Source organism: Ensifer sp. MJa1 (genome assembly GCF_037026475.1).
In the GTDB taxonomy this organism is placed as follows: Bacteria; Pseudomonadota; Alphaproteobacteria; order Rhizobiales; family Rhizobiaceae; genus Ensifer.
On the sequence record NZ_JAKUMO010000001.1, the window covers coordinates 1 to 15,424 of the forward strand.

The following is a 15,424-nucleotide window of genomic DNA, read 5'->3' on the forward strand; positions in this document are numbered from 1 at the left end:
GGCAGCATGACTGCGCTACTGCGGTCGACTTGCTTTACTTGACTCAGACGGCCCCGTTACCGAAGTCCTGACCCTAGATCTTGCCGGGGCAGGTGGCGTTGACGAGCGGGATCTTCGCTTCCGCGGCGCCGACAAAAGCCAGTGTCGGGATCATGATGCCTAGCAGGCGCAGCGAGGTTTTCATCATGGTCTCCAGTGTGAGTTGTGGCCGTGTCGGTCAATTACCGTGACAGGCGGCTCAAGGAAGTCAAGCACCGCACAGTGTCATCAACCCGTCATCAATCCGATTGTTTTTTTGCGCTGCACAAGATAGAGGATTGCAGCCGAATTTTGTGCAAATGCCGTTTCGCGGAGCAGGTCGTCGCTGTCCTCGAGGGCATCGCGCCAGCATCGCTCAAAGGGCAGGGCGCCGGCGCGGATTGGAGGGTCCGGACATGAAGACGTTCACCACGATTGCCGAGTTGCGTTCAGCCCTTGCCGAAGATCGGCGGGCAGGCAAGACGGTCGGTTTCGTGCCGACCATGGGCTACCTGCATGTCGGCCACATGGAGCTGATGCGCCGTGCAGGTGAGGAAAACGACGTCGTCGTCGCCAGCATCTTCGTCAACCCGCTGCAGTTCGGCGCCAACGAAGACCTCTCCAAATATCCGCGTGATCTCGCCCGTGACCAGGCGATGCTCGAAGCGGGGGACGTGGACTATCTGTTCGCCCCCGGCGTTGTCGACATGTATCCGCGGCCGATGGAAACGGTGGTCGACGTGCCGACGCTTGGCAGCGAGCTCGAAGGCTCGGTTCGCCCCGGCCATTTCGCCGGCGTTGCCACTGTCGTCACCAAGCTCTTCAACATCGTCCAGCCCGATCGCGCCTATTTCGGCGAGAAGGATTTCCAGCAGCTGCAGATCATCCGCCGCATGGTGGAAGACCTCGCCCAGCCGGTGACGGTGATCGGCGTGCCGACGGTGCGCGAGGCCGATGGGCTCGCCTGCTCGTCGCGCAATGTCTACCTGACGGTCGACGAGCGTCGCGCCGCGGCGATCGTGCCGAAGGCGTTGGAGGAGGCCACGCGGCTGGTCGCTTCCGGCGTCAGCGACGTGGCAGCGCTTGAAAAGGCCGTCACCGCGTTTCTGGAAAGCGAGCCGCTGGCCAAGCCCGAGGTCGTCGCCTTGCGCGATCCCGAGACACTGGAAACGATCGAAACGATTGGCGAGCGGCCGGTGCTGCTGCTGCTCTTCGTCCGCTTCGGCACGACGAAGCTGCTCGACAACCGCGTGATCGCCCCGAAATCCGCGTCCTTTGCAAAGGTTGCCTGACATGAGCGTGCAGTCACAGAAGCGCCGCCTCAGCCCCGCCAACATAGAAGCGCTCAAAGGCGAGCGGCCGATCGTCAGCCTCACGGCCTATACGACGCCGATCGCAAGGCTGCTCGATCCGCATGTGGATTTCCTGCTCGTCGGCGATTCCGTCGGCATGGTGCTTTACGGTCTCGACACCACGGTCGGCGTGACGCTCGAGATGATGATTGCCCACGGTCAGGCGGTCATGCGCGGCTCGCAGCAGGCCTGCGTCGTCATCGACATGCCCTTCGGCTCCTATCAGGAATCGAAGGAGCAGGCGTTTCGCAGTGCCGCGCGGATCCTGAAGGAAACCGGCTGCAGCGCGGTGAAGCTCGAGGGCGGCGCGGAAATGGCCGAGACGGTCGAATTCCTCGTCAGCCGCGGTATCCCGGTTCTGGGTCACGTCGGGCTGATGCCGCAACTCGTCAACACGACCGGTGGCTACCGCTCGGTCGGCCGCAACGACAAGGAAGTGGCAAAGATCCGCCGCGACGCCAAGGCGATCGACGATGCCGGCGCCTTTGCCATCGTCATCGAGGGCACGGTCGAGCCGGTTGCCCGCGAGATCACCGCGGAACTGAGGTCGCCGACGATCGGCATTGGCGCGTCGCCTGCCTGCGACGGCCAGATCCTCGTCTCCGACGACATGCTCGGGCTCTTCAACGACTTCAAGCCGCGCTTCGTCAAGCACTTCGCCGAGCTTGCGCCGGCGATCTCGAAGGCCGCCGAGGACTATGCCGCCGAGGTGAAGGCGCGTAGCTTCCCGGGCATCGAGCACACGTTCCAGGTCAAGAAGTGAGCGGCGGCAGTCCGCAGGGACCTCCAGGATCTTGATGCAATACGCACCGGTTTCTTGATCGGTGCGCCTTTTGTTCAAGCCTCGTTCGCCGAGGCATCATAAAATTCAATCATTGTATCAGCGCAATTGAATTGTTGCCGGGGGCGCAAGCGCCTATCAGTCCGGCACCGGCTGAACGCGCATATGCCGCGGCCGGCGGAGGTTTCCATGACAAAAGACGATTTCTGGGAGGGTGTGCGCGGCGGCTTTCCCATCATGCTGGCAGCGTCACCCTTCGGCGCGCTCTTCGGGGCACTTGCTGTTGATAACGGCTTTACCATTGCCGATGCGGTGTTCATGAGCGCGACCGTCTATGCCGGTGCCAGCCAGATGGTCGGCATCGAGCTCTTCGGCAATCACGTCCAGCCCTGGCTGGTGGTGCTTTCGGTCTTTGCGGTCAACTTCCGTCACGTGCTCTATTCGGCCTCGATTGCCAAATATGTCCGGCACTTCACCCCCGGGCAGAAGTTCCTGGCTTTCTTCCTCTTGGTCGATCCGCAATATGCCGAAACCGAGAAGCGCGGCGAGCGCGGCCTGCCGATCACCTTCTCCTGGTATCTCGGCTTTGCGCTCATCATCTACATTCCCTGGATCATCAACACGCTTGCCGGTGCGATCTTCGGCCAGCTGATCGGCGATCCCAAGGCGATCGGCCTCGACGTGCTCCTGCCGGTCTATTTCATGGGGCTGGTCATGGGCTTCCGCAAGCGTGACCGGTTCCTGCCGATCGTCACCGTCTCGGGGCTTGCGTCGGTCGCCGGCATGCATTTCGTCGGTTCGCCCTGGCATGTGAGCATCGGCGCGCTTGCCGGCATCGTGCTTGCCGCCTGCCTGCCGCCGAGCAATCAGGCGCCCGCACCCACCGGCATCGAGAAGGAGGCGTGAGCATGGATCCGCAACACCTCAACCTCATCTACCTGATCATCGCGGCGGCGGTTGCGACTTTTCTCACGCGCGTCGGCGGCTACATCCTCATCACCCAGATGAAGGAGATCCCGCCGCGGCTGGAGGCGGCGCTCAACGCCGTGCCTGCAGCGGTTTTGACGACGCTGGTCGCACCCGCCTTCGTCTATGGCGGGCTCGACGTGACCATCGCCATGTTCGTCGCCTTCACCATTGCGCTCGGCCTCAACCTCTCGACGCTGCGCATGCTCGTCATCGGCTGGGCGGTGGTGATGTTCATCCGGCACGTGTTGATGTAGGTCATCCGCAAGCGACGCTGCGTCGACGTCTTCGGGGCAGGGCTTGCGTTGCCGGTTGCGATTGGCGGCGCATGCATCCTGGATTATCATCCCTTCGTTGCCGGTGAGGCAGGACGAAGCCGCGCGCCATAGGGCGCGCGATGCTGCAACGCGCAGCCTCCCGGCGGTGGAGGAGCGATCATGTTGACCAGATTATCGATTGTCCTGTTGCTGGCGCTCGCGCCGGCCGCGGCCTTTGCCAATCAGTGCCCGACGATGATGACCGCGATCGACGCGGCCATGCAGACCGCGTCCTTGTCCGATGCCGACATGGCGAAGGTCAAGGAACTGCGCGCCAAGGGTGAGGCGCAGCACCAGGCTGGCGACCACGCCGGTTCAGAGGCGACACTCGGCGAAGCGAAGAAGCTTCTGGGCATCTAAACGAGAATCCGGCATTTCCGGAGGCCAAGGTCTGGCAAGAGAGGGCGCAGCACGCTAGCGGCTGCGTGACGCCTATTTGTCTGGGCTCCCACGACAGCAGGAGCCCAGCAGAAAGCATGACTCAGCGTGAAAGCGCTTCCGTTGCGGCCTTCAGCCAGTTGCGGGTGTCGTCGCTGGCCAGCAGCGGCAGGAGCTTTTCGCGCGTCTCGGCGTGGTAGGCATTGAGCCAGCCGAGCTCCTCGTCGGTCAGAAGCGCCGGCAGCACCAGGCGGCGGTCGATCGGGCAGAAGGTCAGCGTGTCGAAGCCGAGCATCGGCAGGTCGCCACCGGCAACCATCTCTGCCGCCTGCACCACAATCAGGTTCTCGATGCGGATGCCGAAGGCGCCCGGGCGGTAGTAGCCGGGCTCGTTGGAGAGGATCATGCCGGGCAGCAGCTCCTGCGTCGAAAGCCTTGCGATGCGCTGCGGGCCTTCATGCACCGAGAGGTAGGAGCCGACGCCGTGGCCGGTGCCGTGGGCATAGTCGGCGCCTGCCTTCCAGAGCGCGATGCGGGCGAGCGGATCAAGATCGACACCGCGCGAACCCTTGGGGAAGCGCGCGAGGCTGATCGCGATCATGCCCTTGAGGACGAGGGTGAAGAAGCGCTTCTGCTCTTCGGGCACGGCGCCGATTGCGACCGTGCGGGTGATGTCGGTGGTGCCGTTGATGTATTGGGCGCCGGAATCGATCAGGAACATGGTGCCCGCTTCGATCGGCTGGTCGGTGGCCGTGGTCACGCGGTAGTGCATGATCGCCGCATGGGCGCCGGCGCCCGAAATCGTGTCGAAGGAGATGTCCTTCAGCGGGTTCTGCATGCGCTCGCCGACGGTGGCGCGGGCGGCCTCAAGCTGGTTCGTCGCGGCGATCTCGGTGACGGTGCCGGGCTGCTGGCGGTCGAGCCAGGCGAGGAACTCGACCATGGCGGCGCCATCCTGCAGGTGGGCGCGGGTCGAGCCTTCGATTTCGGCCTTGTTCTTCTGGGCGCGCGGCAGGCGGGCGGGATCGACGGCTTCGACAACCTTGCCGCCCTTGGAGCGGATCAGCTCGGAAATGGCGAAGGATGCGAGATCCGGATCGAGCATGACCGCGGCGCCGGCAGCACCGAGTGCGCGCAGACGATCGTCAAAGGTCGACGGCGCGACGATGTCGGCGATCTGGGTGAGATAGGCTTCCTGCTCGATACCGGTCTTGCGCTTGTCGAGGAAGAGCTCGGCGCGGCCGTCGGCGTGGATGATGGCGCGAGCGAGCGGATGCGGCGTATGCGGCACGTCGGACCCGCGGATGTTGAAGGTCCAGGCGACGGAGGAGGGGTCGGTCAAGACGACGGCCGAAGCGCCCGCCTTGCCGAGGCCGGCGGCGATCGTCGCGATCTTGTCCTTGGCAAGTTCGCCGGCATGCTCGATCGGCTGGATCGTTACCTTGCCGAGCGGGGCGGCCGGCCGGTTCGCCCAGATCCTGTCGAGCGGGTTGTGGTCGAGGAAGACGAGCGCGCCGCCGATGGTGGCGAGCGCCTTTTCCAGCCGCCGCACTTCCGCGCCTGAGTGCAGCCACGGATCGATGCCGAGCTTGAAGCCCTTGGAGCCATGATTTTCCAGCCAGAGATGCGGCGGCTCGCCGATGAGGTCGCCGCCGGTAAAGACGCTACCATCCACCTGTTCCTTCAGCTGCGTGACGTAACGTCCGTCGACGAAAACGACCGCTTCACGTTGCGTGATGAGCGCGACACCGGCCGAACCGGTAAAGCCCGTCAGCCAGGAAAGCCGCTCGGAGGAGGCGGGCACGTATTCGCCCTGGAATTCGTCGGCGCGCGGCACGAGAAAGCCATCGATGCTAAGCGCTGCGAAGGACGCGCGCAGGGCTTCGGTGCGCTCCTTGCCAAATTGCGGCGTGGAGGTGACTTCGAAAGACTGAAACATGGGGGAATTCCGGTAGAGTGAGCGGCAAACCGCGGGAAAGATGTGGCGCCATGTTAGCGGAAATGGCCCGTGGCGGGAAAGAGGCGATATCCTGCGGGGGCGCGTCGCCCACCGCTCTTGCAACGCTTCAGGTTGTGCGCACATTTAGGAGCAATTGCCCATTGATCATACATATGCGCCCAGTGCATGGCACCCATGCTAAGAAGTCCCTTTCTCTATCGGAATAATGGTTTATAAGCCCGCTCAACGAACACGGACGAACATCCGGTGGTTCAAAAGCCTGCAGTTCCGAGAATAGTTGATCATTCTGTTCTCCTCCTCCCTCAAGGGTGGTCAGCTTCGGAACGGTAGACGCCCGCTCGAGCGCTCCTCCTCCTCAGGCTCGCGGGCATGGTTGGCCACAAGCCAGCCAGCAGGCGATGCCATTGGCATCGCCTTTGTTTCGAAAGGCCGCCCGTCATGATGGACGTGGCGGCCTTTTCGTTTTTTCCGGCTTTGCTTGGTGAAGGTGGCGGTACCCGCGCTGCGCCTGGAAAGCGCCCCTCTCCTCGGGTTTAACCCGAGGACTAACCCTCTCCCCGCAGGCGGGGCGAGGGGACGTGCCCGACCGCGGCCGCCATGCGCTGACGTTGGTTGTCGGCCGGGAGCGCTCCTAGAGGTGGCAATGACGAATGGGAGCTTGATGTGTGGACAGCACGGATGCTGCGCGTCCCTTCGCCCCACTTGCGGGGGAGAAGGTGCCGGCAGGCGGATGAGGGGCAGCCCCAAACATCCGCGCCCGCGCCTCACTTCTCCAGATGGATCGTCACCCAGCCGTTGCGCCAGATGGTGCGCACGTGGCGCAGGTGCTGGCCGTTGTAATGGGCGAGCACCTTCCAGCGCTGTTCGGCGAGAATGCCTGACAGGATCACCGAGCCGCCGGGGGCGAGGTTGGCGACGAGTTGCGGCGCCATCTTCATCAGAGGCCGGGCGAGGATGTTGGCGATGATGAGGTCGAAGGGACCGTTGGTGCTAAACGCTGTCGAATGAAAGCCGGGCGCGGTGGCAAAGGTCATGCCGGTGACGACGCCGTTCACCCGGGCGTTATCCCGGGCGACGCGGGTAGCGATCGGGTCGATGTCGGTGGCAAGCACCGGCACGTGCATGAGCTTCCAGGCGGCGATCGCCAAGACGCCGCTGCCGGTGCCGAGGTCGAGCACCTTGCGAATGGTGCGGGTGCGGGCGACCGAGGCGAGCACCTCGAGGCAGCCGGCGGTGGTGCCGTGATGACCGGTGCCGAAAGCCTGGCCGGCATCGATCTCGATGGCGATCTCGCCGGTCTTGACCTTGTCACGGTCGTGCGAGCCGTGCACGACGAAGCGGCCGGCGCGCACCGGCGCCAGGCCTTCGAGCGACTTGGCGATCCAGTCGATGTCCGGCAGAACTTCGCGTTCGATCGGAAGATGGGAGAAATCGCCTGCCAGCGCTTCGCTCAGCCGCGCGTTCACGCTCTCCTCGTCGACCGTCATCATGTAGATCGAGGCTTCCCAGACGTCGCGCTTCTCGTCGACTTCCGTCGTGCCGATGGCAAAGTCCTCTTCGCCGAAGACCTCGCTCATGCGGTCGAGCACGGCTTCCGCCTGCTTCTCGGTGGTGGTGACGAAAAGTCTGATCTCGCTCAAGGCTCTGTCCTTCGGGCTGGCACATCCGACCACCTCGCATCGCGCCGTGCCATGGAGGCGGCGCGTGGGGCGGTGGCAATCGTGTGCTGTGCGCTATCACGATTGCTCCATAAAGCAAAGCGCCGGACAGGGCCGGCGCTTGCAACTGCATCTTTCGCGGGGGGAACTGGTCGTCTCAGCCCTTGGTGAGGTTTTCCAGCTTCTGGACTGCCGTTTCCGGGTTCTCCTCGTAGGCGATCGTGCCTGAGAACTTGCCGTCGGCATCGAGCAGGAACACCGAGGCGCTGTGGTCCATGGTGTAGTCGCCATCGGGCTTGGCTGGATCGACCGGCACCTTCTTGGCGTAGACGCGGAAGCCCTTCACCATCTCCATCACCTTGTCGGCCGGGCCGGAAATGCCGGTGATGCGCTTGGAGACGTTGGAAACGTACTGGCCGAGGATCTCCGGAGTGTCACGCTCGGGATCGACGGTGATGAAATAGGCCTGCAGCTTGTTGCCTTCCGGGTCGACCTTTTCCAGCCAGCCGTTCAGTTCGAACAGCGTCGTCGGGCAGACTTCCGGGCAATGGGTAAAGCCGAAGAACAGCGCGGTCGGCTTGCCGGTGAAGGCCTTCTCGGTAATCTCCTTGCCGTCCTGGGCGACGAGCGTGAACGGCACGCCGAAGGGACCGGAGGCGGCCTGCTGCTTGGATTGCGTCATCTCATAGGTCAGCCAGCCCAGAATGCCGGCCATGACGACGACGGCGGCCCAAAGGACGATGCGGATGGTTTTCATGCGTGTTACCGATTTTGTTGGGGCCCAACGGCCGTGTCCGGTTGATCGGGCCTTGATACCGCCTTCACGGAGACCGCGCAAATGGGACAATTGCCGCAGGTTGTGGGAAGGTGGTCGCCGCCGGTTGCCCCTCATCCGGCCTGCCGGCCACCTTCTCCCCGTTTTGACGGGGAGAAGGAGACTCGCGGAGCCGCGGCGGCCAACTCAATGCCGTTTCATCGCGGCCACTTTTCCAAAGCGGGCGGGCAAATCAGTTGTGGTGAAGGGTGGGCGAATGTTGCTTCAGAAACACCACGAAAGACCGGACTGGGCGAGCGCCAGGAACATTTCGGCGCCGTTCTCCATCCAGCCGCGGAAGGCAAGCAACAGCACAATGGCGATCGCGGCGGCGATGGTCGCGACAAGAGGGAGGCGGATCGAGCGCTGCGTCTTGGTATTCATGGCGCCATCATAGCAGGTCGGCCGGTGAGGGGAAGCGGCCCGTTCTTGATGAGACCGCGGGAGCGCTTCCGTCGGAGGATGGATGAATTGGCAATGCACCCCGGGTGCTCTGATGGATTGTGCCCGCAAATGCCGGGAAAACCGGCGCTTGCAGCGCATATGCGAAAATACGCAAATAACCGTGTCCCCTGGGGATAAGGCGCCCGCCTTAGCGAATGCTTAAGGTCTGTTTGCCAGTGTTTTTCCACGCGGGGAGAGTGTTCGCACCTCGACATGACATGAGGTCATCCGGTTCGACCGGCCCCGGCTTTCCGCATCGATCGTAGGAGGATCCCGCTTCAGGCGGATCCGTGACCATGGACTCCCTATGACTGCCACATCTACCCCCCTGAAGCGCAATCTTTCCGTGAGCCAACGGCTGGCGACGCTTGCCGGTGCCGCTTTCGTCGGTTTCGGCTCCGTGCTCGGGGTCGGCTGGTATCAGGGCATTGAGGCCAGCAACGCCCTGCAAGGGGCGATCGCGGCGCAGAATGGCCTGACGAGCGTCGACGAGGTGCGGTTGGCGACCACCAATCTCGTGCTCAACGCGATGGACAGCATCATCGACCGCGACGAGGGGGCGATCCAGCCGGCACGCGCGGCCAGCATCGCGCAGCTCCTGAAGCTGCTCGAAACGAAATCGGCCGACATCAAGGTGCTCGCGACCCTGCTTGGCCGCAGCGACGCGCTCTTTACCTTTGACGCCGATGTCGCCGAACTGCGTCAGGCGATCGGCACGGACCTGAAGACGCTGATCGAGGGCAAGGCTTCGGCCGACGACTTCGGCAAGATCGACGACGCGATCGATGGCGCCGGCGAACGGGTGGCAACGGCGCTGACGACACTTTCTGAAGCAGCAACCGGGTTGGTGCAGACGCGCGTTGCCGAGGCGCGCGCCGTGTCCGACCATGCCTTTCAGCTTCAGGTGGCGGCCGGACTGCTCGCCATGGCGACGCTGCTCTATCTTCTCTGGTTCCACGGCAGCACGCTTCGCGCCGGGATCCTCAATCTGCGCAACGGCATGCAGCGGATCCAGAACGGCGACCTGACGACCAAGATCGAAGCGCTCGACCGCGGCGACGAAATCGGCGCGATGGCGCGCTCCGTCGACCTCTTCCGCCTGGCGGCGATCGAAAAGCAATCGCTCGAGCAGAGTGCTGCCCACAGCCGCCGCGAGATCGAGAAGGAACGGGAACAGCAGCAGAGCGAGCGCGAGGAGGTGGTGCGCCGCATCCAGGCGGCGACCGACAGCCTCGGCCGCGCCCTGACCCAGCTTGCCGACGGCGACCTTGCGGTGGCGATCGACCGGCCGTTCGACGGCAATCTCGATCAGCTCCGGCAGAACTTCAACCAGACGGTCGAGCGGCTGCGCGTGGTGCTTTCGAGCGTCAAAGAGAACGCCCTTTCGATCGAATCGAACGGCCGCCAGATGCGCTCGGCCGCAGACGATCTCGCCCGCCGCACCGAGCGGCAGGCCGCCTCACTGGAGCAGACTTCGGCCGCGCTCGACGAAATCACCGTGACGGTGCGTACCGCGACGCAGCGCGCCGAAGAGGCGAGCCGCATGGTCGACGAGACCCGCACCAATGCGGAAGAGTCCGGCCGCATCGTCGGCGAGGCGATCGCTGCCATGGCGCGGATCGAAGGCGCCTCCAACGAAATCGGCAAGATCATCAACGTCATCGACGAGATCGCTTTCCAGACCAACCTCCTGGCGCTGAACGCCGGTGTCGAGGCGGCGCGGGCGGGCGAAGCCGGCAAGGGCTTTGCCGTCGTGGCGCAGGAAGTGCGCGAGCTGGCGCAGCGCGCTGCCGGTGCCGCCAAGGACATCAAGGCGCTGGTCAGCCGCTCCGGCACCGAAGTCGGCAGCGGCGTCAAGCTGGTCCAGGCGACGGGGGAGGCGCTCGGTCGCATCGGCGCCGACGTCGCCCGTATCAACGAACACATGACCTCGATCGTCATGGCGGCGCGCGAGCAATCGACCGGGCTTGGTGAAATCAGCACCGCTGTCGGCCAGCTTGACCAGATGACGCAGCAGAACGCCGCCATGGTCGAGCAGACCAACGCCTCCAGCCACACGCTGGCGCAGGACGCCGAGCGCCTGACCGGGCTTGTCGGCCAGTTCCGCGAAGGCCACGGCATGCAGCGCGCGATGCACACGTCGGCGCCCACGCCGGTGCCGTCTGTTGCAAAACCCATCACGTCCATGCAGGCAAGACCCTCGTCGGCAACGAGCGCCCAGCGCCCGGCCGTCGGTCAGCGCCCGGCTGCCACCGGCACCAGCGAGCCGGTGCCGCTGCGCAAGATCGGCTCCGCCAAAATGGCCTCGTTTCCTACTCCATCTCCCGCCAAGGCCCTGATGGGCAAGCTTGCGGGCGCATTCGGCAACAAACCGGGCTCCGTGCCGTCGACGACGGCCTCCGGTGAGAACTGGGAAGAATTCTGATCATGAGCAACGCAATCAAGCAGTCCGGTGCCTATCTCGAAATCGTGTCGTTCCACTTGGGCGACCAGGAATTCTGCATCGACATCATGGCGATCCGCGAAATTCGCGGCTGGGCGCCGGTCACCCCGATGCCGCACACGCCTCCTTACGTGCTTGGCCTCATCAACCTGCGCGGTGCGGTGATCCCGGTCATCGACATGGCCGCCCGCCTCGGCATGAAGATGACCGAGCCGTCCGAGCGCTCGGCGATCATCGTCACCGACATCGCCGGCAAGCTGGTTGGCCTGCTGGTCGAACAGGTTTCCGACATGATGACGATCAAGAGCGAAGCGCTGCAGCCGGCGCCGGAGATCATTCCGGAAGCGCAACGCGCCTTCTGCCGCGGCATCGTCGCGCTGGAGAAGACCATGGTGTGCTTCCTCAACCTCGACACGGTCATCGCCGACGAGCTGGCCCACGCCGCCTGATCCCGATCAGGACAGCGATTTCAAAGACGCCCCGGTTAGCGTGCCGGGGCGTCTTTGCGTTTTGGCACACAACTACCGTCATTCGCCCAGGTAGTGGAACCCGGGGGTCAAGTTAAACTTCCGCAATGAATTTCACGCTTGGGCGATGCCATTGTGACAAAACGTCATGTGGTCAGTGGGAATACTTGTACTAATTTAGCGTTGTTGCCGGGCGCCCGAACGGAGGCCGTGTGCCTGGTCCCAACAACAGGAGTTGAACCTATGACAATCTCTGTAAGGAAACTCATCGCCACGCTCTCCGTAACGATGCTGATGGCTGGGCCGGCTCTGGCCGACAGCTACTATCAGGGCATCGATCCCAACAATCCTCCCGGAACGCAGAACCACCGGGCAATGCCGATGATGCGCAATTCCACAGCGCCGGTTGACACGATGTCGACGGGCAGCATCAACAGAACCGTGACGCCGACCCCGGTCTATCGCGATCGCCAGCCCTACGGTGGTTACCAGGGCGGTGACGGCGACTACTACCAGGGCATTGTCCCGCCGAGTTCCTACTAGAGCGCTGAGCGTTCATTTGAACGCATGAAGGACGCTTTGGCACATTGAGTTTCTGCATGTATTTGTCCCTTGATCGGCGACGATCAATGGACACCTGCAGCAGGCGAGGGTGATTTCGAGCGGCGTGCAGCGTGGGACTGACGGCAGTCCCCCGTTTCGCTCAGGTCAGGTTTGCGAAGCGCCCGCAGAAGGGCGGGCGCTTCAAGCCAGTGGTGCGGCCAGCGGTTCGCCCGACCGTTCGGCCCGATCGTCCAGCACATTCGTTCAGCAAAGCAGATCTGCGGCCGCCTTATTGCGGCTTTCCGTTCTGCCATACGATCGACTGTCCGTAGAGCGGGACGGTGGCAATCGACATCTTGGCCGATCCGTCGGTCAGTTCGCGCGAATGCGCGAGATAGATCAGGGTATCGTTCTTGCGGTCATAGATGCGCGTGACCAAAAGGTTCTTCCAGACAAGCGACAGCCCGGCGCGAAAGACTTCCTCGCCTTCCTTGGAAAGCTCGATATCGCCGATTTCGATCGGCCCGGTCTGGCGGCAGGCGATCGAATTGTTCGACGGATCCTCAAACCAGTTGCCGTTCTTCAGCCGGTCGATGACGCTGCGGTCGAAATAGGTGACGTGGCAGGTGACGCCCTTGACCTTCGGGTCGCTGACGGCGTCGATCATGATGTCGTTGCCGAGCCAATCGACCCCGACTTCACCGACGGTATCGGCGCGGGCCGGCAGGGTGGCAACCGTGAGGGCGGCAAACCCTGCGAAACCGGCAAGGACGAAGGCACGAAACGAAGGCAGCATGTATATCCTCCTGCGGGCGTTGTGCGCCGTCTGGCGCGAGCTCGCTGTCGCCTCGTAAGATGGTGAGCGTTACCCTTCCGTCGGGTCTGGCTGAAGGAACGCACAGGGCGACAGTCCCGTTCACATAGGTTCGGCGAACCGCTTTACAAGGCGACTGTTAGAAGGCGACTGTTGCGAGGGATGCGGTCGTGTCGACGGTCTAGCCGGTGCCGCGCAGCAGGCGTGGCTCTGCGGTGCGACTGTCGGCGGCGCGCAGTTGCGCGGCCGCACCGGCAAGCGCCCGGGAACTGGCGTCCGGCTGGAAGCGGCCGGCAATCGTGCAGCGGTCGCGCCCGTCGGCCTTGGCATCGTAAAGTGCCATGTCGGCGCGGATCATCACGTCGCTGATCGTGTCGCCGGGTGCGGCTTCGGCAAGGCCGATGCTGACCGTCAACCGGATCGGGCGATCGAAGCGACCGATCGGCGTGTCGCGGACCGTGCGGCCGATCTCTTCGGCGAGCGCAAAGGCGGCGTCTTCATTGTGATTGGAAAGGACGATCCCGAATTCTTCACCGCCGATGCGCCCGAGCGTGCCGCGCCCGGCAAGACAGGCGCTGACGGTGCCGGCAAAATGACCAAGGGCCGCATCGCCGACCGCGTGGCCATAGCGGTCGTTGATCTGCTTGAAATAATCGAGATCGAGCAGCAGGAAGGCGACCGGTTGTCGCCGCGCCTGGCTGTTGGTGAGCGCGCGCTGGCCAAGATCGAGCAAGGCGCGACGCGACAATACGCCGGTCAGCTCGTCGCGGGCGATCGCACTCTTGAGATCGGTGATGACCCGGTTCTGGATCATCAGGATCACGCCGAGAAACAGCGCCGGCAAATAAAAGTAGTCCATGGCCGCGCAGGCGAAATCCCAGGCGACCGGCGCCAGCGGCGCGGACGCGGATACGTGCGTCACGGACGACAGCGCGGTAACGGCGATCAGTGCCGAACAGCCGAGCGCCACGCAGGCAATGGTGCAAAGGCGTTCGACAGGGCCGGGCAGCTGTCGGCGGTGCTGGGAACAGACGGCGATGATCAGGACGAAGGCGGCTGTAATGCCGACGGCCGATAGCGCATGCAAGGTGGTGCTGTTGGCGCCGAGGACCGCGACCGTCAGCACGACGGCAACAAGGCAAGCGGACGTGACGAGAGGGGTCGACAGGGGCTCCACGACGCCGAGCGCGCGGCGAAAGCCTGAAAGCACGAACAGGCAGGCACCGGCGAGGAAGGCGATGCCGATCAGTGAAAGCGGCCGAAGCGCCGGCAGTTCGGAGAGCATCAGAAACAGCATGGCCACGCCGGCGATGGCGCAGGCGACGGCAAATTCCGTGCCCCCCTCAACCATCGAGGCGCGCAGCGAAATCAGCACCGGCAGCATCGCCAGGAGGGCAATGATCGATATGGCAGGGAGAAAGCTCATTTCGAAACGGCCTGTCGTGCTAAAGTCAACAAAGGCGGCTTGCGTCACAGCCAGATATGCAAGCGCAATTGGTAGCGACGGCGCCTTAACGAAAGTCGGCGAAATCGGCTGCAATTTTAGCGATTGGCCAGATTGGCACGGTTGTTCACAGCGCCGCAGGGGCAACCGCTAGGCGCCGGCTGCGGTCATTGAGGGCCGAGCCATATTTCTGCACGGATCGCCCTGAAACTGGGCCGGCAGCGCGAGCGGGAGGAACGAGGTGTTTACGGGAACATGGCTTTTCGAGGATCGGGCGGATGCCGGGCGTCAGCTCGCCAGAGCGATCGAAAGTGAGGACCTCACGGATCCTCTCGTCATGGCGCTGCCGCGCGGTGGCGTGCCGGTTGGCTACGAGATCGCGATGCATATTGGCGCGCCGCTCGAGATCCTGATCGTGCGCAAGATCGGGGCGCCCGGACAAAAGGAGTTCGGACTTGGCGCACTGGTCGATGGCGAGGAACCGGAACTGGTGCTGAACCCGCAGGCGGTCCGGCTGGTGCGGCCGCCCGAGGGCTACGTCAAGGCCGAGACCGAACGCCAGCACGCCGAGATCCTGCGTCGCCGGGCCCTCTATTTCGGCGATCGCGCCTGGACGTCGCCTAGGGATCGCGACGTCATCCTCGTCGACGACGGCATTGCCACGGGCGGAACCGTTCGTGCGGCGATCAAGGCGCTCAGCCGCATGGGCGCCCGCCGTCTGCTGCTAGCAGTTCCGGTGGCGCCGAAAAGCGAGCTTGCGGAACTCCGCGGCGCCGTCGACCGCATCATCTGTCTTGCGACCCCCTTCAACTTCCGTGCCGTCGGGCTGCACTACCGCGACTTCGAGCAGACGAGCGACGAGGAGGTGATCGCGCTGATGGAGAAGGCATGGCAGCGCAATAGTCCCCCTTGAGCGATTGTGGCGCCGACATCGGCCGGAAAGTTGTTGTGTCCGGCAGCTCATCCCCGAATAGTTGTGCGAAGGGGCCGTGCCTTGTTGAAACCGTCAACATCGCGCGCCACAT

At 63.9% G+C, this 15,424-nt stretch carries 15 protein-coding genes; 9 read left to right on the forward strand and 6 right to left on the reverse strand.

Features of this window, described 5'->3' with window-relative positions; all coding sequences use genetic code 11:
* Positions 1-434 precede the first annotated feature (434 nt).
* The 5 genes from panC (at position 435) to MKZ91_RS00025 (ending at position 3,794) form a co-directional block, all read left to right on the forward strand.
* Complete coding sequence (gene panC / locus MKZ91_RS00005) at positions 435-1,310, forward strand: pantoate--beta-alanine ligase (protein WP_336166743.1); 876 nt, start codon at positions 435-437, stop codon at positions 1,308-1,310.
* A 1-nt stretch (position 1,311) separates the two neighbouring features.
* Entirely contained in the window at positions 1,312-2,133 is an 822-nt protein-coding gene (panB, locus tag MKZ91_RS00010) for a 3-methyl-2-oxobutanoate hydroxymethyltransferase (RefSeq protein ID WP_336166745.1), read from the forward strand.
* Between the two features lie 207 nt (positions 2,134-2,340).
* Positions 2,341-3,057: an AzlC family ABC transporter permease gene (locus MKZ91_RS00015; RefSeq protein ID WP_336166746.1), complete on the forward strand. Its 717-nt coding sequence runs from the start codon at positions 2,341-2,343 to the stop codon at positions 3,055-3,057.
* A 2-nt stretch (positions 3,058-3,059) separates the two neighbouring features.
* Positions 3,060-3,374: an AzlD family protein gene (locus tag MKZ91_RS00020; protein WP_336166748.1), complete on the forward strand. Its 315-nt coding sequence runs from the start codon at positions 3,060-3,062 to the stop codon at positions 3,372-3,374.
* A gap of 180 nt (positions 3,375-3,554) precedes the next feature.
* Positions 3,555-3,794, forward strand: a complete 240-nt coding sequence (locus tag MKZ91_RS00025) for a hypothetical protein (protein ID WP_336166750.1) — start codon at positions 3,555-3,557, stop codon at positions 3,792-3,794.
* A gap of 121 nt (positions 3,795-3,915) precedes the next feature.
* Here MKZ91_RS00025 and MKZ91_RS00030 read toward each other — a convergent pair whose 3' ends face one another.
* The 4 genes from MKZ91_RS00030 to MKZ91_RS00045 all read right to left on the reverse strand — a co-directional run bounded on the left by MKZ91_RS00030 (position 3,916) and on the right by MKZ91_RS00045 (position 8,628).
* Positions 3,916-5,751 carry an aminopeptidase P family protein gene (locus MKZ91_RS00030; RefSeq protein WP_336166751.1) on the reverse strand — a complete coding sequence of 612 codons (1,836 nt, stop codon included), beginning with the start codon at positions 5,749-5,751 and terminating at the stop codon, positions 3,916-3,918.
* 785 nt (positions 5,752-6,536) lie between these two features.
* Positions 6,537-7,412: a 50S ribosomal protein L11 methyltransferase gene (locus tag MKZ91_RS00035; protein WP_336166752.1), complete on the reverse strand. Its 876-nt coding sequence runs from the start codon at positions 7,410-7,412 to the stop codon at positions 6,537-6,539.
* A 175-nt stretch (positions 7,413-7,587) separates the two neighbouring features.
* On the reverse strand, positions 7,588-8,187 hold the full coding sequence (locus MKZ91_RS00040; protein WP_336166754.1) for an SCO family protein: 600 nt from the start codon (positions 8,185-8,187) through the stop codon (positions 7,588-7,590).
* Between the two features lie 282 nt (positions 8,188-8,469).
* Positions 8,470-8,628 carry a hypothetical protein gene (locus MKZ91_RS00045; protein WP_336166756.1) on the reverse strand — a complete coding sequence of 53 codons (159 nt, stop codon included), beginning with the start codon at positions 8,626-8,628 and terminating at the stop codon, positions 8,470-8,472.
* 367 nt (positions 8,629-8,995) lie between these two features.
* Between MKZ91_RS00045 and MKZ91_RS00050 the strand changes: the two genes are divergently transcribed.
* The 3 genes from MKZ91_RS00050 to MKZ91_RS00060 all read left to right on the forward strand — a co-directional run bounded on the left by MKZ91_RS00050 (position 8,996) and on the right by MKZ91_RS00060 (position 12,141).
* The gene (locus tag MKZ91_RS00050; RefSeq protein WP_336166757.1) at positions 8,996-11,113 is read left to right on the forward strand and encodes a methyl-accepting chemotaxis protein; all 2,118 of its coding nucleotides are present in this window, start codon (positions 8,996-8,998) and stop codon (positions 11,111-11,113) included.
* A 2-nt stretch (positions 11,114-11,115) separates the two neighbouring features.
* Positions 11,116-11,580 (forward strand): chemotaxis protein CheW, encoded by a 465-nt coding sequence (locus tag MKZ91_RS00055; RefSeq protein WP_336166758.1) that lies wholly within the window; start codon positions 11,116-11,118, stop codon positions 11,578-11,580.
* A 261-nt stretch (positions 11,581-11,841) separates the two neighbouring features.
* The gene (locus MKZ91_RS00060; protein WP_336166759.1) at positions 11,842-12,141 is read left to right on the forward strand and encodes a hypothetical protein; all 300 of its coding nucleotides are present in this window, start codon (positions 11,842-11,844) and stop codon (positions 12,139-12,141) included.
* Positions 12,142-12,430: 289 nt separating this feature from the next.
* On the opposite strand, the gene MKZ91_RS00065 is transcribed toward MKZ91_RS00060, so the two are convergent.
* Positions 12,431-12,937, reverse strand: a complete 507-nt coding sequence (locus tag MKZ91_RS00065; RefSeq protein ID WP_336166760.1) for a CreA family protein — start codon at positions 12,935-12,937, stop codon at positions 12,431-12,433.
* Between the two features lie 199 nt (positions 12,938-13,136).
* Entirely contained in the window at positions 13,137-14,381 is a 1,245-nt protein-coding gene (locus MKZ91_RS00070) for a GGDEF domain-containing protein (RefSeq protein ID WP_336166762.1), read from the reverse strand.
* Positions 14,382-14,640: 259 nt separating this feature from the next.
* Between MKZ91_RS00070 and MKZ91_RS00075 the strand changes: the two genes are divergently transcribed.
* Positions 14,641-15,312, forward strand: a complete 672-nt coding sequence (locus MKZ91_RS00075; protein ID WP_336166763.1) for a phosphoribosyltransferase — start codon at positions 14,641-14,643, stop codon at positions 15,310-15,312.
* The last annotated feature ends 112 nt before the right edge of the window (positions 15,313-15,424 follow it).

Bases quoted from the DNA above. Each gene is read 5' to 3' on its own strand.
- MKZ91_RS00055 (WP_336166758.1), top strand. From the start codon at position 11,116: ATGAGCAACGCAATCAAGCAGTCCGGTGCCTATCTCGAAATCGTGTCG.
- MKZ91_RS00045 (WP_336166756.1), bottom strand. From the start codon at position 8,628: ATGAATACCAAGACGCAGCGCTCGATCCGCCTCCCTCTTGTCGCGACC.
- panB (WP_336166745.1), top strand. From the start codon at position 1,312: ATGAGCGTGCAGTCACAGAAGCGCCGCCTCAGCCCCGCCAACATAGAA.
- MKZ91_RS00030 (WP_336166751.1), bottom strand. From the start codon at position 5,751: ATGTTTCAGTCTTTCGAAGTCACCTCCACGCCGCAATTTGGCAAGGAG.
- MKZ91_RS00025 (WP_336166750.1), top strand. From the start codon at position 3,555: ATGTTGACCAGATTATCGATTGTCCTGTTGCTGGCGCTCGCGCCGGCC.
- MKZ91_RS00015 (WP_336166746.1), top strand. From the start codon at position 2,341: ATGACAAAAGACGATTTCTGGGAGGGTGTGCGCGGCGGCTTTCCCATC.
- MKZ91_RS00070 (WP_336166762.1), bottom strand. From the start codon at position 14,381: ATGAGCTTTCTCCCTGCCATATCGATCATTGCCCTCCTGGCGATGCTG.
- MKZ91_RS00050 (WP_336166757.1), top strand. From the start codon at position 8,996: ATGACTGCCACATCTACCCCCCTGAAGCGCAATCTTTCCGTGAGCCAA.
- MKZ91_RS00040 (WP_336166754.1), bottom strand. From the start codon at position 8,187: ATGAAAACCATCCGCATCGTCCTTTGGGCCGCCGTCGTCGTCATGGCC.
- MKZ91_RS00060 (WP_336166759.1), top strand. From the start codon at position 11,842: ATGACAATCTCTGTAAGGAAACTCATCGCCACGCTCTCCGTAACGATG.
- MKZ91_RS00020 (WP_336166748.1), top strand. From the start codon at position 3,060: ATGGATCCGCAACACCTCAACCTCATCTACCTGATCATCGCGGCGGCG.
- panC (WP_336166743.1), top strand. From the start codon at position 435: ATGAAGACGTTCACCACGATTGCCGAGTTGCGTTCAGCCCTTGCCGAA.
- MKZ91_RS00065 (WP_336166760.1), bottom strand. From the start codon at position 12,937: ATGCTGCCTTCGTTTCGTGCCTTCGTCCTTGCCGGTTTCGCAGGGTTT.